Source organism: Flavobacterium silvisoli (genome assembly GCF_004329815.1).
Lineage (GTDB): Bacteria > Bacteroidota > Bacteroidia > Flavobacteriales > Flavobacteriaceae > Flavobacterium > Flavobacterium silvisoli.
In genome coordinates, this window is record NZ_SJPE01000004.1 from 1 (window position 1) to 22,665 (window position 22,665).

Sequence of the window (22,665 nt, forward strand, 5' to 3'; positions counted from 1 at the left end):
ATCTTTGAGAATGTTTCATTAGGCGAACACACAGTTTATGTATGGGATGTAAGAGACCCTAACGGATATTCATGTGGCGTGGAGATGATTAAAGACATCCAGACGATTGATTACCCACATTATTTCACTCCGAATGGCGATGGGTATCACGATCATTGGAATATAAGCGGATTGCATGATCAGCCGGGAGCTAAGATTTACATCTTTGACCGTTATGGTAAGTTACTCAAACAGCTTAGTCCTTTGAGTGCGGGTTGGGATGGAACTTACAACGGGCATCTGATGCCATCGGATGACTATTGGTTTACGGTAGACTTTGCCGAGGGTAGTGGCATGCGACAGTTTAAGGCACACTTCTCGCTGAAACGATAAGACAAGTAGATTTATAAATGAAAAAAAACTCCTCAAGACATTGAGGAGTTTTTTTTTATAACAAACACAAAAGAAACTCATCAAAAGTTATGGCAAAAAAAAAACAGTATAAAAAAAATGCCACAAAAAGTGTGGCAAATTTATCTGGGGTAAAAATTTGCCACAAGATATCATTGAAACTTTGCACGTGCTTATAGCCCCGATAGGAGCTGGCTACCGTGTAGCGCGGATAGCGGGAGGGGGAGTGAACAGGTGCAGGGAGTGCCGCTGCTGAAAACAAAAAACTCCCCGTAAATGGAGAGTTCTCGTCTTGTAAATTTTATTGTTTTATTTTTGATTGTAAACTTTCAAAGCTTCTTTTAAAATAGCCACTGAGCGAATCAAATCTTCTTTTTTGAGGACGTACGCAATACGGACTTCATCTAAACCGACATTTGGGGTGGAATAAAATCCTGCTGCAGGAGCTACCATAACGGTTTCGCCGTTGTTATCATAAGTTTCCAATAACCATTGTGCAAAATCGTCTGCGCTTTTTACCGGTAGTTTTGCGATGCAATAAAACGCTCCTTTAGGAGTTGCTACTTTGACACCTTCAATTTTTTGTAGTTCGGCAATCAGAGTATCTCTTCGTTCTTTGTATTCTGAAATTACGTCGTCAAAGTAACTTTGCGGAGTATCTAAAGCCGCTTCACTGGCTATTTGGGCATAGGTTGGCGGGCTTAGACGTGCTTGTGCAAACTTCATGGCGGTAGCCATGACTTCTTTATTTTTAGAAACTATGCAACCGATACGGGCACCGCACATGCTGTATCTTTTAGAAACCGAATCAATCATGATAGCGTTTTCTTCAATTCCGGGAACATTCATGACAGAAAAATGTTTGTCGTTTTCATCGTAAATAAATTCGCGGTACACTTCATCGGCAATCAGGAATAAATCATGTTTTTTAACGATTTCGGCCAATTGCATGATTTCTTCTTTTGAATACAAATAGCCTGTTGGATTTCCGGGATTACAAATCAGGATGGCTTTTGTTTTGGGTGTAATCAATTTTTCGAAAGCAGCAATAGGAGGAAGGGCAAAGCCTTCGTCAATAGTTGAAATTACCGGAACAACTTTCACGCCGGAAGCCGTTGAAAAACCGTTGTAATTGGCGTAAAACGGCTCAGGAATAATAATTTCATCGCCTGAATCCATGGTACTTCCCATAGCAAAAAGCAATGCTTCAGAACCACCGGTAGTGATAATGATATCGGCAACTTCAATAGGTAAACCGTGTGATTTGTAATAGGCTGAGAGCTTGGTTCTGTAACTTTCAAATCCGGCTGAGTGACTGTATTCCAATACTTTAATATCGGCATTTTTCACAGCATTTAATGCCACATCAGGCGTTTTAATATCGGGCTGACCAATATTCAAATGGTATACTTTATGTCCTTTCTTTTTAGCAATTTCTGCATAAGGAACCAGTTTTCGAATAGGTGATTCGGGCATGTGTTGCCCTTTGGATGATATTTTTGGCATGATTTCTATTTTTGAAATGCAAATTTGCGACATTTTTCGCTCGAAAACAATTCCGGTGTATACTTTAATACAACTTAAAAAATATTTCAGGTAGATTTATTTTATTAAATTTATACCAAATCAGTTTCGATGCGGAGATTCTTTATTGTATACTTTTTTCTGTTTTTTGTCACTACCGTATTTTGTCAATCGGAATTTAAAATTGATAGCCCCAAAAAAAGGGTAGTCATTCCTTTTAAGCTCATCAATAACTTAATTTTTATTCCTATCGAAGTAAACGGTGAACCGCTGACTTTTTTGCTAGATACGGGTGTTGAAGAAACCATTCTCTTCAGTTTAGACGACAAGGAACAAATTCAGTTTTTTCATATCGAACAGTTAAAGCTCAAAGGCTTAGGAAGTAACGAAGCTATCGATGCTTATAAATCATCTAAAAATAAACTGAATGTCAACGATTTTGTTGATTTGGAACACGAAATTTACATAGTACTGGATCAGGAGTTTAATTTTTCATCGCAGGTGGGTATTCCGGTCAACGGTATTATTGGGTATCATTTTTTCAAAAATCACAAAGTAGCGATTGATTATGAACGTAAAAAAATAACGGTTTATGCCGATGCTAATCAGAAGATTATCAAACAACTGAAACGCAACTTTAAGAAAGACAGTATTTCGCTTGAACTTAATAAACCCTATGTTGTTTCAGAGATTCAGCAAGATGAAAAAAGTATTCCGTCAAAACTTTTATTGGATACCGGGAACAGCGATGCCCTTTGGATTTTTTTGAATAAAAACGGTAGGCTCAAGCAACCTGAAAAGACCATACATGACTTTTTAGGAAGGGGTTTCAGCGGGGATATTTTTGGTTTAAGAGGGCGGATAAAAGCTTTTAGTTTCGGCAATACGGTTTTCAAAAATCCGATTGTTACTTTTCCCGATTCGACTTCGGTTATGAGTGTTAACTTTGTTCCTAACCGGGTTGGCTCTGTCGGAGGGGAGGTATTATCGCGATTCAACATTGTTTTTGATTATAAAAATAAAGCAATTTATACCAATCCTAACAACAAAATTCACGATCCGTTTAATTTTAATATGAGTGGAATTGAAGTGGCTCATGCCGGATTGGAGTGGACCAAACATTTATATGAAAACAGAGGCGGTCAGGGAATAAAGGTATACAACGGCTCTAACGATGAAAGAGTACAGGACAACCTTCAAATCCGATTTGAATTAAAACCCATCTTCAAAATAGCCAACGTCAGAAGTAATTCTGCCGCCGAAAAAGCAGGTCTGAAAAAAGACGACAGAATATTGCGTATCAACAGCCACAGTGCGCAAGACCTGACCATTGAAAAAATAAACGAATTATTGAAATCAGAAGAAGGCAAAACCATTAAAATGGAAATCGAACGCAACAATGCTACTTTTACCTATCAATTTCAACTCAAAAGTATTCTATAAAAAAACGCCCCGAATTCGGGGCGTTTCTTTTATTGCATCAAGGGACTTTTAGTCTTTTTCTCAAGTAGGTTTTCTACCGGTTTTTCAACCACTTCACCTTTAATTTTTATGGCAACCCTGCCGTCTTCCACATTTACGGCATTACTTTCAACAGTAATTGTTTTTCGGATAGGGCCGGTATGCATGTTGTATTTCACTTCAATCTTGCCTGTTTTTCCCGGTAAAATCGGTTCTGTTGGTTTTGAAGGAACGGTACATCCGCAAGTCGATTGCACATTTGTAATGATGAGTGGAGCATCTCCGGTGTTGGTGAATTCAAAAACGCGAATACCATTATCATCTTCTTTGTTCACGGTTCCGTAATCAATGGTATTGTCTTTTGCCTTAAACTCAATTTTGGGACCAACCTGAGCCAAAACAGCAGCATTTATAAGGAGTACTGTGATAAGTAAAAAGTTCTTCATAGGTCAAATTTTTTTCTTTGGTTCGTAAATTTACTTCGTTTAAATTAATAAGCAAAAATTTAATTCTTAATTTTTTCTAAAGTCTTTATTAATTACTTTTGCAGTTCAGTTTACAAAAGATGTGCCACAATCGTTTTGAAGCGAAAAGACAGTGAGTGCCGGCCATCCATATTCCCGCTTTCCGCGCTACACGGTAGCCACTGCAATCGGGGCTAAAAGAAAACCGCATCGCATTTCAGTAATCTGAAAATCTAATAATCTAACAATCTAAGAATCTCAATATGATTCCAGCTCAATTCAACGCCAAAGAAGCCGAAAAAAAGTGGTACGACTACTGGATGAAAAACAACTATTTTCATTCTAAACCCGACCATCGTAAACCCTATACCATTACCATTCCGCCACCCAATGTGACCGGAGTCTTGCACATGGGACACATGCTCAACAACACCATTCAGGATGTTTTAATTCGTCGTGCCCGATTAAAAGGGTTCAACGCCTGTTGGGTGCCGGGAACCGACCATGCTTCTATTGCTACCGAAGCCAAAGTAGTGGCAAAATTGAAACAGGAAGGCATTAACAAAAATGATTTAACCCGCGAAGAGTTCCTCAAACACGCTTGGGATTGGACAGAAAAATACGGAGGAACCATCCTAGAACAGCTAAAACAACTGGGGTGCTCCTGCGATTGGGATCGTACAAAGTTTACTATGGATCCCGATATGTCGGCTTCGGTTATCAAATCTTTTGTTGATTTGTACAATAAAGGTCAAATCTACCGCGGTTACCGCATGGTAAACTGGGATCCAGAGGCTAAAACAACGCTTTCAGATGAAGAAGTAATTTATGAAGAACGACAAGGAAAACTGTACCATTTAAAATACCAAATCGTAGGCAGTAATGAATTTGTTACCATTGCTACCACTCGCCCTGAGACTATTTTGGGAGATACCGCTATTTGCATTCATCCGGATGATGAACGCTACCAGCATTTAAAAGGAAAGCAAGCCATAGTACCGATTTGTAATCGTTTCATTCCCATCATTTTTGATGACTATGTTGATATGGAATTCGGAACCGGTTGTTTAAAAGTGACGMCGGCAYACGATATAAACGACAAAGCTTTAGGTGAAAAACACAATTTAGAAATCATCGATATATTTAATGATGACGCTACATTAAATAGTTTCGGATTGCACTACCAAGGCAAAGACCGATTCGTGGTTCGCGAGGAAATCGTGAAAGAGTTAGAAGACATCAATGCTGTGGCAAAAGTTGAAAATCATATCAACAAAGTAGGAACTTCAGAAAGAACCAAAGCGGTAATCGAGCCTCGTTTGTCTGACCAATGGTTCCTTCGCATGGAAGATTTAGTAAAACCGGCCATTAAAGCGGTTTTAGAAACCGAAGAAATTAAGCTCTATCCGTCGCGCTTCAACAATACTTACCGTCATTGGTTGGAGAACATTCGCGATTGGAATATTTCCCGTCAATTGTGGTGGGGACAACAAATTCCGGCGTACTATTACGGTGAAGGAAAAGAAGATTTTGTAGTAGCGGAAACCAAAGAAGCAGCACTCGAATTAGCAAAAACAAAAACTGGTAATTCGACACTGAAAGCTGAAGACTTGCATCAGGACCCGGATGCATTAGATACTTGGTTTTCTTCATGGTTATGGCCAATAGCCGTATTCGGAGGGATACTTGACCCTGAAAATGAAGATTTCAAATACTATTATCCAACCAGTGATTTAGTTACAGGACCGGATATTTTGTTCTTTTGGGTTGCCCGAATGATAATTGCCGGTTACGAATATACCGGTCAAAAACCGTTCACGAACGTGTATTTAACCGGATTGGTACGCGACAAGCAACGCAGAAAAATGTCGAAATCGTTGGGGAATTCTCCGGAGCCTCTCGAACTTATTGAAAAATTTGGTGCCGATGGCGTGCGAGTAGGCTTGTTATTGAGTGCCTCTGCCGGAAATGACATCATGTTTGATGAAGAATTGTGCAGCAACGGAAAAGCCTTTGCTAATAAAATATGGAATGCCTTCCGCTTAATCAAAGGCTGGGAAGTCGCCAATATTGCTCAACCGGAAAGTTCTAAAGTTGCTATTGAATGGTACGAAGCCAAGTTACAGCAAACCTTGGTAGAAATTGAAGATCATTTTACCAAATACCGCTTGTCTGATGCGTTAATGGCTATTTACAAATTGGTTTGGGATGATTTCTGTTCGTGGTTTTTGGAAATGATTAAACCGGGTTACCAACAGCCAATAGATAGTGCAACTTTCGAAAAAGCAATTGAAATGTTGGAAGCTAATTTAAAATTACTGCATCCGTTCATGCCGTTCTTAACCGAGGAAATTTGGCAACATATCACTGAGAGAACTCCAGAGCAAGCCTTAATCATTTCGGAATATCCGGCTATGACTTCATTTAACGAACAGTTGATTGCCGATTTTGATTTTGCGATGGAGGTAATTGCCGGAGTGAGAACGATTCGTAAAGAGAAGAATATTGCGATGAAAGAATCCGTAGCGATGAAAGTGATTAACAATGAAAAGTCTTCGACTTATTTTGACAGTATTATAATCAAACTGGGAAATATAAGTGATTTAGAGTATATCAAGGATAAAGTTGACGGATCTTTGACTTACCGCGTAAAATCGAATGAGTATTTTATACCGGTTTCAGGTGCTATTGATGTACCTGCTGAAATAGCTAAACTAACCGAAGAGTTGAAATACAATCAAGGGTTTTTACGCAGTGTACAAAACAAATTGGCGAATGAAAAGTTTGTTGCCGGTGCACCTGCACAGGTCATAGAAAATGAGCGCAAAAAAGAAGCCGATGCACTAGCCAAGATTGCCACTATAGAACAAAGTTTAGCAAGCTTGCAATAGAAATTTAAATCTTAAATGTTATGAAAAAGCAAATTGTATTGTTTATTCCATTATTGTTTTCAATGAGTGTTAATTCTCAAAATTTTAATACGAGTCAGGAAAAAATGGACCAAAGTAAAAATATCCTGGGTATTGTAAATAGGATGGCATACAACAAAGATGGCAAGAATGCACCTCAAGGTTCACCTTATCTGAATAAAGTGTTTTTACCGGCTACAGTTAATGGCGTAAATGTGAGTATGCGTTATAATGCTTATAGAGATGAGTTGGAATTTATTGATAACAAGCGTGATACACTTGTTTTGAATAAAATAATCAATACAATTTAATTACCTTTGTAAACACTACAAATCAATATAGATTAGTAGAATTTGTTAATAAAGGAGAGTTGACAAAGGGATATCTTATTCGGTTATTTGAGAAAAATAATTTTGTATTATTCAAAAGACAGTTTGTTATTTTGATTGCAGAAAAATTAGCAGCAAACGCCTATGAAAGTGATAGGCCGGCAAGTTATGTAAAGGCTGAAGATGCTTTTTATTTTAAGAATAGGGACAAAGAAATTATTGAATTCCCCTCAAATAAGAAAGGGTTGTTAAAACTTTTTCCTGAGAAAAAAATGGAGATAGAAATTTTTATCAAACAAAATAAGACCGATTTTAAGAAAGAAGAGGATTTGATTAAGTTAATAGAGTTTTTATCTGTTTAGTATAATAATTATATATCTGAGCCCCTTGATTTGGGGCTTTTTATTTTAATTATGCTAAGTGTTGAAAATCTTAATGATTGAATTTAAATATGCTATGTTGTGTTCCTCACTATTTTAGAAACATGTTTTCCGTTTCGTTGAAGTCACTTTTGATTAAGATTATGATATCTGTTTCATTTTTTAACAGATTTGAATGATTAGAGACAAAAACTAAATTTGTAGTTTTATACTTTAAATAAAATAAAATAAAATGAAAAAACGATTAATCTTAGCTGTTATTTCCTCAGTATTTATAATGAATGCTTACAGCCAAAACAACACAACAACCCGTCTAATAGATGATTTGGAAACTGCTACATTTGGTGCGAAAAGTATACGTAAATCTTCTCCTGAAACTCAAGGATCTCCTTATTTGAAAATGAGTTTCTTTCCTGCCAAAATAGAGGGTATATCCAAAGTTGCTTTGATGCGTTATGACGTTTTTAATGATGAATTTGAATTTATCAATTCAAAAAAAGATACTCTCATTTTAAATAAAGTTGCAACATTTAATCCAATTACCTTTTCAGATGAAAATGTTAAATATCAACTGGTGAACTATACCAAAAAGAATAAGCCAATTTTTGGTTATCTTATAAATGTATATCAAAAAAGTAATTGCATTTTATTTAAAAAGCAAAACATCATATTTGTTGAAAAGAAGGTAAATTCGGTTCCTTTTGAGACAATTATTCCTGCAAAGTTTGTTCAAACAGATGATACATATTATTTTAAGAATGAAGACAAGGATATTATCGAATTTCCGAAAAACAGAAAAGGGTTGGTAAAGATGTTTCCGGAGAAGAAATCAGTACTAGAAGATTTTATCAAACAGCATAATATAGATTTTGAAAAAGAGTCAGATCTAATCAAGATTATAGATTTTTTAATGTCTTAATTATGTCCTGTCACATTTGTAGGGCTGTTGCTTGTAGTGATAATTATAATTTGATATTCAGCAAAGATTGATCAAAAAAAAACTGTTTCGTATGAAACAGTTTTTTTTTGATTTTTAGGGTAGAGGATTTAAAATTTAAGCCCCAATTTAAAGTACATACCGTTAAACTGCTCAATTTTTTGTTCAGCTCCGTCTTTTTTCATTTTGTTGAAGTCACTTTGACTTTCAAGTCCGATACCAATGTTAAAGGCGTCGCTCAGGATGAACTTAAGTCCAATCTGGCTCGATAGACCAAAATTCCAACCCATATTTTTGGTACTGGATCGGTCAAGAGCTGTTTCCAATTCTTGTTTTAATAAGGTGTTGGCGTATAGACCTAGACCAATGGTAAAGAACAGCTTGTCATTTTCAGGTTTTTCGTTTTTAAATAAATTGAAGTCCCCGCTAAATTGTAAGGGGATGTGCAGGTAAGAGTTTTTAAGGCTGGCATTGTTTCCGGCAGCAGTCGTGTTGCCGTTGAATTCAAAATAACCGAGACCGGTTGAGACATCCCACTTTTGTCCCAATTTAAAAGCAACCATGACGTCGCTACCATTAATGTTTCCATTAAGTGGAGCATTTCCGGTTGATTTTAAACGGGCAAATCCCAGTTTTCCGTTAACTGTAAATTCAGGATTGTTGTTCTTTTTTTCGGGTGCAGTTTGTGCCATGGCAATGCCCGAAATGGCCATAAATAAAATAGCCAGTACTTGTTTTTTCATCTTGATTTGTTTTTTGTTAATGATTTAAGCGTCAAAAAAAAGATTTTTCCGGTAAATACAATTTACTTTTATTAAAAAATTAACAAGAACAAATTCCAAAAATTTAATTTTTGAAGTTGATAGTAAAAGTTGTACCCACACCAATTTGACTTTGCACATCGATGCTTCCTCCCATATCCATAACATGATGGTAAACCAGATATAATCCTATTCCTTTGCTGTCAGGGTTATTATGGAATTTCTGATTCAAACCAAAGATTTTGTTTTTTACTTTTTTTATGTCAAAGCCCTGTCCGTTATCAGTAACAATTAACTGAGTGATGTCATGTTTTTTTTTGGAACTTATTGTAACTATAGGCATGACCTCGGGGTTGGCGTATTTAATTGCATTGGTAATCAGATTTAAAAAGATGCTGTCTAAGTACGACTTGTTAAACTGAATTGTATCGGCTTCAGAAAAATCATAGACCAAGGTAGTTCGGGTGCTTTTGATTAATGATTTAATCGAATCGGACACTGATTGTAAAGATTTTTCAAAAGAAAGCGGCTCACTTTTTACCAGCAGACTTTCATTATGACTGATATTATCCACATAATTGTCTAGTGTTTGTTTGAGTCCCTCAGTAGCTTTTTTTGACATTTCTATGTATTCGAAAGTCTCTTCATCGTCTATTTTTGAGGTATCCAATAAGCTGTAAACTGTGAGTAAATTGTTCACAGGTGAACGCATGTCATGAGAAGCGGTATAGGTGAGTTTTTTTAAATCTTTATTGATTTTTTGAAGATTTAGTAAAAGTGTATTCCGTTCTTCTTCCATTTTTTTAATATGGGTGATGTTTTTTGCAATGGCATATACTAATTCTAAATCATCTAGAGGCATAGATGTCCATGACAACCAAATGATATCACCGCTTTTGGTCACGTATCGATTTTCAAAGTTTAATAGAGGGATTCCTGCCTTGATGTTATTGCGGTTTTGAGTAGTAATATCTCTATCGTCTTCATGAATAAAATAATTAATAGGCTTGTCCAACAATTCTTCAGCAGAATATTCTAATAATTGACAAGCAGCGGGATTTACTTTTTTGAAGTAACCGTCAAAACCGGCTATAAAAAGCAAATCGGCCGACAATTCAAAAAAAAGTTCCGTGTTATAGGTGTCACACAGATGGTTGTACTTTTCATTCATAGGTAGCAAATATTAAAAGGGGGTACGGTAAATTTAACATTAAAGTTTAAAGAAGCAATTATTTTAACAAAAAAAAATCCCATTTCATTAGAAATGGGATTCTTATATAGTTGTAAATTACGGTCTTAAAACTATAACAATACAGTATTAAAATTGTTCTCTTCCTGAAAAATGGAAAGCACTTTCAATAGCTGCATTTTCGTCAGAATCTGAACCGTGAACAGCATTTTCTCCGATAGAAGTTGCATATTTTTTACGAATAGTACCTTCGGCAGCATCTGCAGGATTTGTTGCTCCGATTAAAGTTCTGAAATCTTCAACCGCATTTTCTTTTTCTAAAATTGCCGCTACAATCGGACCACGAGTCATGAATTCAACTAATTCCCCAAAGAAAGGTCTGGCCGAGTGAACTGCATAAAATTTTTGAGCATCAGCTACAGTCAATTGCGTTAATTTTAATGATACGATTCTGAAACCACCTTCAGTAATCATATTTAATATTCCACCGATGTGTCCGTTTTCAACAGCATCCGGTTTAATCATAGTAAATGTTCTATTTGTTGTCATTTTATTTGTTTTTTTATAATTGGGTGCAAAAGTAGGTCTTTTTTAGCTATTTCCAAGTCAAATTATAAAGTAATTATTGTGAAATTTGCTTCTAACGGATGCAATTCCGGGAGCAATTTTTCAAGTAATTTTCCTTCTGTCTCGGTATAAAATTCAGCAAAATTGGCTTTGCGTTCCTGCAATCCCTGATTTGGAAACAGTTCATTTTGAAGGGTAATGATGCGTTCCAGTTTTTCGGCATGTACTCTTTTTTCTGCTTTGAGTAATCTTTTTTCCAAATTTTCCAATCCTTTTATTTGCTTAATTTCCTGAGCTTTTACAGCTCCTGTAAACGATTTGTCGGTTTGTAATGCTATTGCCTGCAGCTTTTCAAATTGTTGTTTCAGGAATTCTTTTTGCTCTGTAAAATCGATATCGAATTGTGAAAATTCATTTGTTTTTTGAGTAAATAATACTTGCTGTTGGGTAAACAAATCCTTCCAACTAAGACCCAATTTATCGGCTTTTGTAACTTGCTTTTCGGTGGCTAACAAAACTGAATTGCGCAACAAAAGCACAGGGAAAGTAATGTTGTTAGTTTCAAAATTACTTTTTAATTGTAGCCAATAGGCCAGCTCTCCACCTCCGCCAATGTAGCAAAGGTTGGGTAGGATTACTTCCTGGTATAAAGGTCGCAGAATCACGTTTGGACTGAATTTCTCCGGATTTTTTTCTAATAAATCTAGGATTTCCTCTTCGGAAAAGACCAGTTTAGTATGGTTTACTTTATACAAATTGTCTTCAAAGACTATTCGTTCTCTTAGTGTGTCTTCAATATAGAAAAGATTAATTTCTCTCGGATTAACCTGAATAGAGTAGTCTTTTTCCAACTGGTTGTTGGTTTCGGTTACCTTGTGAAAAGAAGTACGGTGCGTGAGTTCTTGTTTCACAAACGGAGCAAACAGTTCTTTCAAGGAAACGGAGTCTCCGTCAAGTATTACTAAGCCTTTATTTCCGAATAATTCATTTACTAAGTAGCGTGTTGCATCGGCTAGATTATCGTGTTTCAGATAACTGTTTTTAAATAAGTTTTTTAGGGTTTCTGCGTGAGTACCAACTCCCAATTCTCGGGCAAATACATCATAAACTTCAGCTAAGCCTTTGGTTGAAAGTCTTCCTACCGGTCCTAAACTGTCCTTATTCCATTTGATTTTGGTTTTCTTGAAGTGAAAATAATTGATTTCCTCAAAGTCATGATCTTCGGTTGCCATCCAATATACAGGCACAAAATCATGATTTGGATAGGCTTTTTTCAATTCATTACACAAATTGATAGTACTGACAATTTTGTACAAAAAGTATAAAGGTCCTGTGAATAAATTGAGTTGGTGTCCCGTAGTAACGGTGTATGTTTTGGAATCCGATAGTAAGCTGATATTTTTTCGGGTTGCTTCCGATATTTCGAAGTTTTGATACTGTTTTTCTAATTCAGAAACCAAAACGGTTCTGTGATTTTGTGAAAAATTCAGTTTTTTTTCGTTGAGTTGCTTTTCGAAGTTTTCAAGTTTAGGAAAATGGTTGTAGTACTTTTTCAATTCGGGCTTTTCTGCTAAATAGTCAACAACCAGTTTAGAAAAATAGCCTGAATTTTGATAAGAAATACAATCGCTGGGCATGATATGAGTGATTTACGGAGTGGTTATAAAACTTCCATACAAGACATCATCACCTAGATAAAATGTACTGTTGCCTCTTTTGAAAGTAACTTTTTTTAATCGAATAGTGTGTTGAAAATCGGTGCCCAAAGTAGTGGTACTTACTTCTATGATACCACTTACGTCAGTAACACCATCCATAGCTTTCCATTCTTGCGAAAGGGTAGGCGTTGTCGGAGGGGTAGTAGCACAAAAATAGGCATCAGTTACTTGATTGGTATACAATTGATACGTTAATTTGTTATCAGAACCAATAATTGCTTTTCTCGGAGTAACAGTCACAGCATTTTCAAAAAGAGTGGCATAATTCGCTACATCCAATATTAGTGCTTCACTGCCGTTGAAATTAAAAATTCGATCGTCACAACTGCTTTTTTGTACTTCGTTGTCAAATCCAAAAGCCAAAGCAGTAGCATCTGTAGTGTAATTTCCAAAAATATAATTTTCATAAACCTGAGTCCCGTTCGGGGTTTGGAACGTTACATTTTTGAAAACGATGTAATGGTTGTATTTAGTGATTTTCGTGCCGTTACCCGTTGTTGTGGCATATAGGGCAGTAGATGTGATTTGAATTGTTCCGGCGGTAGCTTTCCATTCTTCGGTTAATGAAGGCGTAGCAGAAGGTACGGTAGGGCAGATGTTGTCGCTGCTGACAGTGCCGTTATATTGTCTGTAAATTACCTGATTACTGCTGTTTATTGGCAGGGTTATGGGGGTACCGTTAGGTGTTTGATCGTTAGGAAATGTACTGGCCGGGATAGCAAGAATCAACATTTCAGAATCTTTTACTTTATAAATGATATCCTTAAGATCACATTTTTTGGCGGATACTTCGGAGAAGTCGATAGTGTCAATCGTTAAATCGCCATCATCGCAGGCATTGATTATAAAAAGAAGAGAAAGTATACCTAGAATTCGTTTCATTCGGACTGTAATTTTTAGCAAAAATAAGTTTTTTAAACTATTAAATTTATCTTTTATCATTTTATTAGGAGGACTACTTTTTATATTTGCATCATGAAAAAAGTTTATCTCGATAATGCGGCAACTACGCCAATTCGCAAGGAAGTTATTGATGAAATGATAAGAGTAATGGAGTCTGATTTTGGCAATCCGTCCTCTACACACAGCATCGGAAGAAGTGCCAAAGCTGTGATTGAAACGTCCCGAAAAACCATTGCTAAGTATCTGCACTGCACTGCTCAGGAAATTGTATTTACATCTTCGGCTACTGAAGCAACCAATTGGATTTTAAGAAGTGCAGTAAAAGATTTTGGTGTAAAACGAATCATCACTTCCAAAGTAGAACACCATGCCACGTTGTATACTGTTAAAGCTTTGCAAGAAGAGTTTAACATTCGGGTTGATTATGTAAATGTTTCCCATGACGGTGTATTGGATTATAACCAGTTAGAGAGCCTCCTTTCAGAAGACATTAAAACCATGGTATCGTTGATGCATGTGAATAATGAAACGGGAGTTGTGAATGATATTGCTAAAATTGGAACTTTATGTCATCAAAATAAAGCATTATTTCATTGTGATGCTGTGCAATCTATTGGTAAAATAGAATTTGATTTGCAGCAATTACCGATTGATTTTTTGGTGGCCGGAGCCCATAAGTTTCACGGACCTAAAGGAGTTGGTTTTGCTTTTGTACGTAAAAATTTAGTACTTCAACCTATGCTTTTTGGCGGTGAGCAGGAAAAAGGCTGGCGTGCCGGAACCGAATCAGTCCATCAAATAACCGGTATGGCAAAAGCATTGGAACTTGCGTATCAAAATTTAAATGAAGAACGCAGTCATATTCAAGAATTGAAAGAGTATTGTTTGCAAAAATTACAGACTGCCTTTCCCGAAATTTGCGTCAACGGTTCATTCACTTTATATACTATTTTAAATGTATTATTGCCATTTTCTCCCGAGAAAACCTCGATGATTTTATTTAATTTGGATATGAAAGGCATAGCGGTTTCCAGAGGAAGTGCCTGCCAAAGCGGAAGTGTAAAACCGTCGCACGTTTTGGCTGAGATGTTATCGGAGGCCGAATTGAAACTGCCCAGTCTCCGTATTTCTTTCTCACACTACAATACCAAAGAAGAAATAGATTTCTTTATAGCAGCTGTAAAAGAAATTTAAACTGTAGCATATTTTCTTTCAAAATGAGTACATTTGAAGTAGCAAAAAAGACAATCATGAAAAAAAATGTGTTAATAATACTAGTCGCGTTGGGATTGACAACGGCTTCGGCTCAAAAAAAAGGCGATGTTGAATTTGGTATAAATATCGGATATAACAATTCATCGGTTTCTGATGATCAAAGTAATTCCGATTCCGGTAATGGCTTCAACTTCGGAGGTTCGGTAGATTATTATTTTTCGAGAGCCTGGAGTATTAAAGGTAAATTGATTTACGACCAAAAAGGATGGAATAATGATTTGATTTACGGTCCTAACGGAAATTTATACAGAACCAATATTGACCTGAACTATCTGACAGTTCCTATCATGGCGAATTGGCATTTTGGTAATAATAGAAATTGGTATTTAGATTTCGGACCCTATTTTGGGTTTCTTTTAAATGCGGAAGACAGTCGATTTGGTACCGATATTACCGATTCTTTCAATACCAATGATTTTGGTTTAGCGGTTGGAATTGGAGTGAAAATTCCGGTTTCAAAGAAAATAAAGATATTTTTCGAGTTCGAAGGTCAGGGTGGTTTCAATGATATTTTTAAAGAAAATGATTATTCAGCGGTAACCAACAGTCGTTCCAGTTTGAATTTTGGTATGAACTTTTTAATGAAATAACATCAAAGCAATTAATAAAATTCCCGAATCATACTTTACAAGGATTCGGGATTTTTTTTGCCTAAAAAAACCGAAACTTCTGCTTCGGTTTATATGATTTTTTTGATGACTCTTAATCGATGGGTGTGTCGGTTTTGTTCAGCATTATAAATTCCCAGATGATCCAAACGATCAATGCGAACTTTACCACTGGCGTGTATGATGTAGTTGTTTTCCATCATGATGCCTACGTGGATGATTTTACCTTCTTCGTTATCAAAAAATGCCAAATCTCCGGGTTCGCTTTCTTCAATAAAACTCAAAGCATCTCCCTGAGTAGCTTGTTGCGAAGCATCTCGTAAGAGTTTGTAGCCGTTCAGCTTGTACACCATTTGAGTAAATCCTGAGCAGTCTATACCGAAAGGTGTTTTTCCTCCCCACATGTAAGGGGCATTCAGATATAAATAAGCGGTAGTAATCAAATTAGATTTAGGTTTAATACCACTGATTTTCATGCCTTCAAATTCAAAATTTTCCTGATTGATTTCGTTGTGATTCAAAAAAGACAACGAAGCACCCAAGGGTATAGGCAATAGTACATTTGAAGGATTGGAAACATATTCAACCAAATCCGAATTCAAAATGATGGCATCTTTTGAAAGTGAAATAAAGCTTTTTTCTGAAATGGTTTGATATTGTTTTGAATCAACCCAGCCTTCGTATTCATCAAAATGCAATTTGATTTTTGACCATTGATTTTGAGTTTCCAAAATTTCAAAATGCTCACCAAATAAGACCTGTGAAACAATCTCGCTTCGATCGCTTGGTTCGGCACGCAGAGGAATTATGGCTAGGTTACAAATGGCAAACATTTAAATTCAATTGATAATCGACAATGGACAAATGATACTGTAAGAATTATCAATTGTCCATTGTAAATTGTTAATTATTTAGGCTCTTTCAATCACTATAGCTGAAGCACCACCACCACCATTACAGATAGCGGCAGCTCCGATTTTTGCATTATTTTGTTCTAAGACATTGATTAATGTCACAATGATTCGCGCACCCGAACATCCCAGCGGATGGCCTAGAGAAACGGCACCACCATTAACATTGACTTTATTGTTGTCAAGGCCTAAAATTTTGGCATTAGCCAAACCTACTACTGAAAAAGCTTCGTTGAATTCGAAAAAGTCAACATCTGACAGGCTCAAGCCTGCTTTGTCTAACGCTTTTGGTAATGCTTTGGCGGGAGCCGTTGTAAACCATTTTGGTTCTTGTGCGGCATCAGCATATGATTTGATATAAGCCAATGGTTTTAATCCCAACGCTTGTGCTTTTTCTTCGCTCATCAATACTAAGGCAGCAGCACCGTCATTGATGGTAGAAGCATTGGCAGCAGTTACAGTACCTTCTTTGGTAAAAGCAGGATTTAAGGTCGGAATTTTATCTAATTTTACATTAGTATATTCTTCATCTTTTGCAAAAACCACCGGTTCGCCTCGACGTTGCGGAATGGTTACCGGAACTACTTCGTTGTCAAATTTACCTTCATTCCAAGCTTTAGCAGAACGCTCATACGATTGAATAGCAAAGGCATCCTGTTCTTCTCTTGTGATTTTGTATTCGGTTGCACACAAGTCCGCACTTACTCCCATGGCGTTGTTGTCGTACGCATCCACCAGTCCGTCTTTTTGCATTCCGTCGGTCAAAGAAGTTGGGCCAAATTTTACACCGTTTCTCATGTGAACATAGTGGGGAATCAAGCTCATATTTTCCATACCACCGGCTACGATAATCTCGGCATCACCGCTCATGATAGCTTGTGCTCCCTGCATTACGGCTTTCATTCCTGAAGCACATACTTTATTGATGGTTGTGCAAATTACACTGTTTGGTAATCCGGCATAAATGGCAGCCTGACGCGCCGGTGCCTGTCCGACGCCAGCCTGTACTACATTACCCATTAATACTTCATCGACTAAGTTGTAGTCTAAATTGATTTTATCTAAGGCGCCTTTGATGGCTGTTGCTCCTAATTGTGTTGCCGTAACGGTTGACAAAGAACCCATGAAACTTCCGATAGGGGTTCTCACAGCTGAAACAATAACTACTTTTTTACTCATAATGTATGTTGTTTATTTGTATTGCAAAACTAAACTTTTATTGCAAATTATGGAATTAGAACCGTAATAAATCTTATTGTGAAAAGATTTAGAGAAATATTGTAATTCTAGTGCATTGAAAGTGAGTAATTTCAGTTTTTATTTGATTTAAAAGTTAAAAAAAGAAATGAAATAGTTGTAAATTATAGAATGATAAATTACATTTGCAACCGCTTAAAGAAAATGTTCTTATAACAATATTGAAAATTTAGGAGAGGTGCCGGAGTGGTAACGGAGCAGATTGCTAATCTGTCGACGGGTAACCGTCGCCAGGGTTCGAGTCCCTGTCTCTCCGCTCTCGGGGTGTAGCGTAGCCCGGTTATCGCGCCTGGTTTGGGACCAGGAGGTCGCAGGTTCGAATCCTGCCACCCCGACGAATAAGAATTTTCTAAGAGCTTGGTCTCATAGCTCAGCTGGATAGAGCAACTGCCTTCTAAGCAGTAGGTCGAAGGTTCGAATCCTTCTGAGATCACATAAAAGTCGTTGTTTACAACGGCTTTTTTTGTTTCCTGTTGTTTTAGTTTGTTTTTTAAAGTACAGTTTAGCCTAATGTTTTGTCTTTATAATAATTGATTAAAAGAATTACAAATTTACTGTAGCTTTCCATGCCGTCGTGTTGCTGATTGGTTTTTAGGAACTGATCATAAAAAATATGAAATCCTTTATCGATAAAAGTGTCATATTGTTCCCAAAATGCTTCACTTTCTTTATAGTTTTCAAATATTCCTTTGTGAATGGTTGGTTTTAAAGATTTGAATTTGGATTCGTTTTTTACGTAAATATTTTCCAAACAATATCTGAGTGCAGTTACGTAAGCAGCATACTGAAAATACAGATCCTTATTTTTAATACAAGCCATAAAACCAATAAAATTGCACTCGCTTTCGCTGGCATAGCCTATTTGATGCGCCATTTCGTGGCAAATTACATTCGGAAAACCGTACATGGGAAGTTTTGCATTGACTTGAGCTTCGTTGGTAAACGGATTCAGATAACCGCCAAACCCCATATAGGTGAGTGGCAAGCTGAAAAGGGATTGTTTACGACTCGGAATTTCATACTTGAAAAACGGATATTCATTAGCCAAATTATCATACCCGTTTTGCGTCAGCTTAAAAATACTGTCCTGAGTGTATGGATTGGTTACTTTCTTGTTTTTGTCATGGGTAATCTGAAACTGAATTGCGTTGGTTTTGGCAATCAGCTTTTCGGTAAAAGCATACAAATCATCATCTGTGTAATCGCGTTGAATATTCATTTTTTCAAATAACGGCTCACGATAGTAATTGAAGGCCCATAACAAATGGAATAAAAAATAAGCAACCGAAACAAAATTCAGCGTTGTCCATAATTTGTCTTTCCAAGAGATCTTTCTATTTTTTAGGAACCAGTAAATGCAATAAATAATGAGAGTTCCATAGAGCACATCACCCACTGAGAATGGGATACTTCCCAAAAGGGTTCTCGATATAGTTGAAATTCCCATATACAATCCGTTGCTGTAAAAACGTTCGACTGTTTCCGGGAAAAAAGCCAGCAATCTCAGAAAGAGAATCTGAATCAGCAGGAATAACGGGAGTATGTATTTGCGTTTCAAAAGTTGATTTTAAAATGTAAATATAATCACAATTCGATTTTTCAAAGCAATTTAACTTTGTAACTTTGGCAATCAGAAAACTAAAATTACAATAACATAATGAGTCAAGAAATTAGAAATCTGGAACCCAAAGCACTTTGGAACAAGTTCGCCGATTTAAATGCGGTACCTCGTCCGTCAAAAAAAGAGGAGCGAGTAATTGAATTCATGAAAAATTTCGGGAACAGTTTAGGACTCGAAACATTTGAAGATGAAATTCACAATGTAATCATCCGCAAACCCGCTACACTGGGTATGGAGAACCGTAAACCGATTGTACTGCAAGGACACTTAGACATGGTACATCAAAAAAATAATGATACAGATTTTGATTTCTTAACACAAGGTATCGAGATGTATGTAGATGGTGATTGGGTACGTGCCAAAGGAACTACGCTTGGAGCCGATAATGGGTTGGGCGTTGCTGCGATTATGGCCGTTTTGGAAAGTAAAGATATACCGCATCCGGCTATTGATGCCCTTTTTACCATAGATGAAGAAACCGGAATGACGGGAGCTTTGAACTTAAAAGGAGGGATTTTAAAAGGAGAGATTCTCTTGAATTTAGACACCGAAGAGGATGATGAAATTGATATCGGTTGTGCCGGTGGAATTGATGTTACCGCCAATAGAAGTTACAACGAAGAAGAAACTCCCGAAGGTTCTGTCGGTTACACCATTACAGTAAAAGGGTTAAACGGAGGTCATTCGGGTATGGACATTCACAAAGGTTTGGGTAATGCTAACAAAATTATGAACCGACTTTTATTTGACGGTTTTGAGAATTTTGGATTGCAGATTGCTGAAATCAACGGAGGAAGTTTGCGCAACGCGATTCCGAGAGAAAGTGTCGCCAAAGTAATCGTGGCCGGTATGTATGACGAAGCTTTTGTGTTCGACATGCAGGAAATCATCAACGATATCAAAACCGAATACAAAACGATGGAACCAAACCTTACCATCGAAATTGTGAAAAGTGATTTGCCGTTAAAAGTAATGGATTTAGGTGTTCAGGAAGGTTTATTGCGTTCAATTTACGCGGCGCACAACGGCGTATACAGAATGAGTGCTGATATGGCTGATTTGGTGGAAACTTCCAATAATATTGCCCGCGTAATTGTGAAAGATGGTGAAATTTCGATTCAAAATTTAACGCGATCTTCGGTAGAAAGTTCTAAAATGGATTTAGCCAATGCTTTGCGTTCGGCTTACGAATTGTTTGGTTGCGAAGTTACTTTTGCCGGAAGCTATCCGGGTTGGACACCTAATGTGAATTCGGAAATATTAGATGTTTTGGTCAATATTTATGAAAAACAAAACGGAACAAAACCCAATGTTGTGGCTTGTCACGCCGGATTGGAATGTGGAATTCTCGGAACAAATTATCCCGGTATGGATATGATTTCATTCGGTCCAACGATTCACGGAGCCCACAGCCCTGATGAAAGAGCTTCAATCAAATCATCACAGAAGTTTTGGAAGTTTTTCTTAGAGATTCTGGCCAATATTCCAGTTAAGAATTAGATTGCTGTTCAGCAAAAAAATATCAAATATTTAGAAAACCTGCTCATTATAGAGTGGGTTTTTTATTTTAAATTATTTCTAAATTCGCTAGGTGTTGTATGAGCTTGCTTTTTGAACAATTTGGAAAAATAGGAATAATTATCAAATCCTAATTCATCGGCAACCTGATTGATTGATTTAGAGGGATGGGTTAAAAGCCGTTTGGCTTCCAATATTATGCGTTGCGTAATGAGTTCAGTGACCGTTTGATTGAGTATTTCTTTGCAAATGCGATTTAAATGTTTGAGAGTGATGTTCATTTTTGCCGCATAAAATGAAGGCGATTTTTCCGTTTTGTAAAAAGCCTCTAAATATTGTTCAAACTGTTGGATTTTGTGATTATAGGAGTGAGCAATATGTTGGTTGTTAGAAAGATATTTCCTCGAGATTTCTATGTGAATACAATCCAGTAAATTCAATAATTTTTCTGCTTTCTTCGGATAATTATTTTGATTTTCGGCCAGCATTAAATCGAGATAAGATTGAATCTGCAATAACTCATCCGACTGAAAATATAGCTCGGGCTGATTCATAACCGACTGATAAAAGGGATAATCTTCAATTCGTTTTTGACCAAAATACAAGTTATAAATCTCCTGCGAATAGAAAATTATGTAGCCTTCGATGTCTGAAGATAGTGCCCAATGGTGTATTTGTCCCGGTTGTAGCACAAATAAACTTCCGGGTTTGATGTCAAACTGATCAAAATCTATTTCATGAGTTCCGCTGCCTTTCGTAAATAACACCAACAAATAAAAGTTGTGTCTATGGGGTTTTTCAATGAAATTGTGCGTTTTCAAATGGTTTTTAAAACTATTGACATACAAATCTTTCTGGCTGATGGGCGCAGTGAAATTTTGGATGCTGTAAATGGGATGTTTTTTCAAAATGTCTTTTTTGTGCTAGCATTGGCGAATTTACTAAACATTTGGTTAGCTTCAACATGTTACCTTTGCCCAAAAATGATTCATGTTAAAAAGTCTGTACCATATTTTCCGCAATGAATGTCCTAACTGTCACAAAGGCAAAGTTTTTGCCGACAAAAGTTTCTTCTTCAGTCTGGGTTTTCCCAAGATGAACGAATACTGTGATCATTGCAATTTCAAATTTGAAAAAGAACCGGGATATTTCTTTGGAGCCATGTTTGTCAACTACGGGTTAACCGTGGGGGAAGGAATAATCACCTATTTTTTGGCAAGTCCGTTCTTCGATGAAACATTCGATTTGCGTATCATTCCCATCATTGGCGTTGTGATTGTACTGTTGAGTTGTTTCAACATACGCTTGTCGAGAATGATTTGGATTTACATTTTCAAAAACTATTCAATGTAAATAAAAAGCTCCCCAATTGGGGAGCTTTTCAGTTTCTAAAATTAACCAAACAAAAACAAAAACATGAGAGGGAAGATGATTCCGGCCAGAGCCAGTTTCCAACCTCTTCGTTTGAAGTTAAATTTTCCTGCCGGTATCATGACGGCACCGGTAACCGCAATAGTAATCAAGGATAGCCCGAATATATCACCGTAGTAAATCCACCAATTGGAAGTACTTTTGTGTAACTTCATCATTTGGCTGATAACAGGTGTTTTGATGTAGGAAACAATTTCACCTTTTCCGGAATTCAAATCAATTTCCACATCGTGTTTTTCAAAAGAAATTTTAAACTTGTCTTCATCTACTTTATGACGACGCATTTTATCATCAATGCCTAAAGCTTTTCCCAAGGAATCGGCAAACGTTTCATTGATAGCTTCTTTGGAAGGTAATTTTACCTCAATGGCTTTTGTTTCAATAGTATACTTTTCCGGATGCCAGCTTTCGCGGTGATTCATCAGAATTCCTGAAAAAGCAAAAGAAATGATTAATCCAATGTAGAAATAGCCTAAGTCACGGTGGAGATTACGGATAGTGGTTTGTTTCAT

The 22,665-nt window shown here is 36.7% G+C and carries 22 protein-coding genes and 3 tRNA genes; 13 read left to right on the forward strand and 12 right to left on the reverse strand.

Features of this window, described 5'->3' with window-relative positions; translation table 11 throughout:
* Positions 1–372: T9SS type B sorting domain-containing protein (locus EZL74_RS04620; protein ID WP_131475430.1), on the forward strand; the 372-nt coding region annotated here is incomplete at its 5' end.
* Between the two features lie 327 nt (positions 373–699).
* Here the strand turns inward: EZL74_RS04620 and EZL74_RS04625 are convergent.
* Entirely contained in the window at positions 700–1,896 is a 1,197-nt protein-coding gene (locus tag EZL74_RS04625; RefSeq protein ID WP_131475431.1) for a pyridoxal phosphate-dependent aminotransferase, read from the reverse strand.
* Between the two features lie 129 nt (positions 1,897–2,025).
* On the opposite strand from EZL74_RS04625, the gene EZL74_RS04630 reads away from it, so the two are divergent.
* A complete protein-coding gene (locus EZL74_RS04630) occupies positions 2,026–3,357 on the forward strand; it encodes a PDZ domain-containing protein (RefSeq protein WP_131475432.1) in 1,332 nt (443 codons plus the stop codon).
* Positions 3,358–3,386: 29 nt separating this feature from the next.
* Here the strand turns inward: EZL74_RS04630 and EZL74_RS04635 are convergent, their stop codons facing one another.
* The gene (locus EZL74_RS04635; protein WP_131475433.1) at positions 3,387–3,821 is read right to left on the reverse strand and encodes a DUF1573 domain-containing protein; all 435 of its coding nucleotides are present in this window, start codon (positions 3,819–3,821) and stop codon (positions 3,387–3,389) included.
* 281 nt (positions 3,822–4,102) lie between these two features.
* Between EZL74_RS04635 and EZL74_RS04640 the strand changes: the two genes are divergently transcribed.
* The 4 genes from EZL74_RS04640 (at position 4,103) to EZL74_RS04655 (ending at position 8,376) form a co-directional block, all read left to right on the forward strand.
* Positions 4,103–6,730: a valine--tRNA ligase gene (locus EZL74_RS04640; RefSeq protein ID WP_161971692.1), complete on the forward strand. Its 2,628-nt coding sequence runs from the start codon at positions 4,103–4,105 to the stop codon at positions 6,728–6,730.
* A gap of 20 nt (positions 6,731–6,750) precedes the next feature.
* Positions 6,751–7,059 (forward strand): hypothetical protein, encoded by a 309-nt coding sequence (locus EZL74_RS04645; protein WP_131475434.1) that lies wholly within the window; start codon positions 6,751–6,753, stop codon positions 7,057–7,059.
* 59 nt (positions 7,060–7,118) lie between these two features.
* Positions 7,119–7,439 carry a hypothetical protein gene (locus tag EZL74_RS04650; protein WP_131475435.1) on the forward strand — a complete coding sequence of 107 codons (321 nt, stop codon included), beginning with the start codon at positions 7,119–7,121 and terminating at the stop codon, positions 7,437–7,439.
* A gap of 250 nt (positions 7,440–7,689) precedes the next feature.
* Positions 7,690–8,376, forward strand: coding sequence for a hypothetical protein (locus tag EZL74_RS04655; protein ID WP_131475436.1), 687 nt, complete (start codon positions 7,690–7,692; stop codon positions 8,374–8,376).
* A 128-nt stretch (positions 8,377–8,504) separates the two neighbouring features.
* Here EZL74_RS04655 and EZL74_RS04660 read toward each other — a convergent pair whose 3' ends face one another.
* From EZL74_RS04660 to EZL74_RS04680, 5 genes are all read right to left on the reverse strand, one after another.
* The gene (locus tag EZL74_RS04660) at positions 8,505–9,137 is read right to left on the reverse strand and encodes an outer membrane beta-barrel protein (protein ID WP_131475437.1); all 633 of its coding nucleotides are present in this window, start codon (positions 9,135–9,137) and stop codon (positions 8,505–8,507) included.
* Positions 9,138–9,240: 103 nt separating this feature from the next.
* A complete protein-coding gene (locus EZL74_RS04665; RefSeq protein ID WP_131475438.1) occupies positions 9,241–10,326 on the reverse strand; it encodes a PAS domain-containing sensor histidine kinase in 1,086 nt (361 codons plus the stop codon).
* Between the two features lie 147 nt (positions 10,327–10,473).
* Positions 10,474–10,893 (reverse strand): nucleoside-diphosphate kinase, encoded by a 420-nt coding sequence (locus EZL74_RS04670; protein WP_131475439.1) that lies wholly within the window; start codon positions 10,891–10,893, stop codon positions 10,474–10,476.
* 62 nt (positions 10,894–10,955) lie between these two features.
* A complete protein-coding gene (gene bshC / locus EZL74_RS04675; RefSeq protein WP_131475440.1) occupies positions 10,956–12,548 on the reverse strand; it encodes a bacillithiol biosynthesis cysteine-adding enzyme BshC in 1,593 nt (530 codons plus the stop codon).
* A gap of 12 nt (positions 12,549–12,560) precedes the next feature.
* A complete protein-coding gene (locus tag EZL74_RS04680) occupies positions 12,561–13,511 on the reverse strand; it encodes a hypothetical protein (RefSeq protein WP_131475441.1) in 951 nt (316 codons plus the stop codon).
* A 93-nt stretch (positions 13,512–13,604) separates the two neighbouring features.
* On the opposite strand from EZL74_RS04680, the gene EZL74_RS04685 reads away from it, so the two are divergent.
* Entirely contained in the window at positions 13,605–14,726 is a 1,122-nt protein-coding gene (locus EZL74_RS04685; RefSeq protein WP_131475442.1) for a cysteine desulfurase family protein, read from the forward strand.
* Positions 14,727–14,782: 56 nt separating this feature from the next.
* Positions 14,783–15,397, forward strand: coding sequence for a porin family protein (locus tag EZL74_RS04690; protein ID WP_161971693.1), 615 nt, complete (start codon positions 14,783–14,785; stop codon positions 15,395–15,397).
* A gap of 89 nt (positions 15,398–15,486) precedes the next feature.
* Here the strand turns inward: EZL74_RS04690 and EZL74_RS04695 are convergent, their stop codons facing one another.
* On the reverse strand, positions 15,487–16,248 hold the full coding sequence (locus EZL74_RS04695) for a C40 family peptidase (RefSeq protein WP_131475444.1): 762 nt from the start codon (positions 16,246–16,248) through the stop codon (positions 15,487–15,489).
* A gap of 78 nt (positions 16,249–16,326) precedes the next feature.
* Positions 16,327–17,505 (reverse strand): acetyl-CoA C-acyltransferase, encoded by a 1,179-nt coding sequence (locus EZL74_RS04700; RefSeq protein ID WP_131475445.1) that lies wholly within the window; start codon positions 17,503–17,505, stop codon positions 16,327–16,329.
* A gap of 250 nt (positions 17,506–17,755) precedes the next feature.
* Here EZL74_RS04700 and EZL74_RS04705 point away from each other — a divergent pair.
* From EZL74_RS04705 to EZL74_RS04715, 3 genes are all read left to right on the forward strand, one after another.
* Positions 17,756–17,839: transfer RNA gene (locus EZL74_RS04705), tRNA-Ser, on the forward strand.
* Positions 17,840–17,843: 4 nt separating this feature from the next.
* A tRNA-Pro gene (locus tag EZL74_RS04710) sits at positions 17,844–17,918 on the forward strand.
* 24 nt (positions 17,919–17,942) lie between these two features.
* A tRNA-Arg gene (locus EZL74_RS04715) sits at positions 17,943–18,016 on the forward strand.
* A 69-nt stretch (positions 18,017–18,085) separates the two neighbouring features.
* Here EZL74_RS04715 and EZL74_RS04720 read toward each other — a convergent pair.
* Entirely contained in the window at positions 18,086–19,141 is a 1,056-nt protein-coding gene (locus EZL74_RS04720) for a DUF3810 domain-containing protein (protein WP_131475446.1), read from the reverse strand.
* Between the two features lie 99 nt (positions 19,142–19,240).
* Between EZL74_RS04720 and EZL74_RS04725 the strand changes: the two genes are divergently transcribed.
* The gene (locus EZL74_RS04725) at positions 19,241–20,704 is read left to right on the forward strand and encodes an aminoacyl-histidine dipeptidase (protein WP_131475447.1); all 1,464 of its coding nucleotides are present in this window, start codon (positions 19,241–19,243) and stop codon (positions 20,702–20,704) included.
* 62 nt (positions 20,705–20,766) lie between these two features.
* Here the strand turns inward: EZL74_RS04725 and EZL74_RS04730 are convergent, their stop codons facing one another.
* Entirely contained in the window at positions 20,767–21,630 is an 864-nt protein-coding gene (locus EZL74_RS04730) for a helix-turn-helix domain-containing protein (RefSeq protein ID WP_131475448.1), read from the reverse strand.
* An 82-nt stretch (positions 21,631–21,712) separates the two neighbouring features.
* Here EZL74_RS04730 and EZL74_RS04735 point away from each other — a divergent pair, with 82 nt between their 5' ends.
* On the forward strand, positions 21,713–22,075 hold the full coding sequence (locus tag EZL74_RS04735) for a DUF983 domain-containing protein (RefSeq protein WP_131475449.1): 363 nt from the start codon (positions 21,713–21,715) through the stop codon (positions 22,073–22,075).
* A gap of 41 nt (positions 22,076–22,116) precedes the next feature.
* On the opposite strand, the gene EZL74_RS04740 is transcribed toward EZL74_RS04735, so the two are convergent.
* On the reverse strand, positions 22,117–22,665 hold the full coding sequence (locus EZL74_RS04740; RefSeq protein WP_131475450.1) for a PepSY-associated TM helix domain-containing protein: 549 nt from the start codon (positions 22,663–22,665) through the stop codon (positions 22,117–22,119).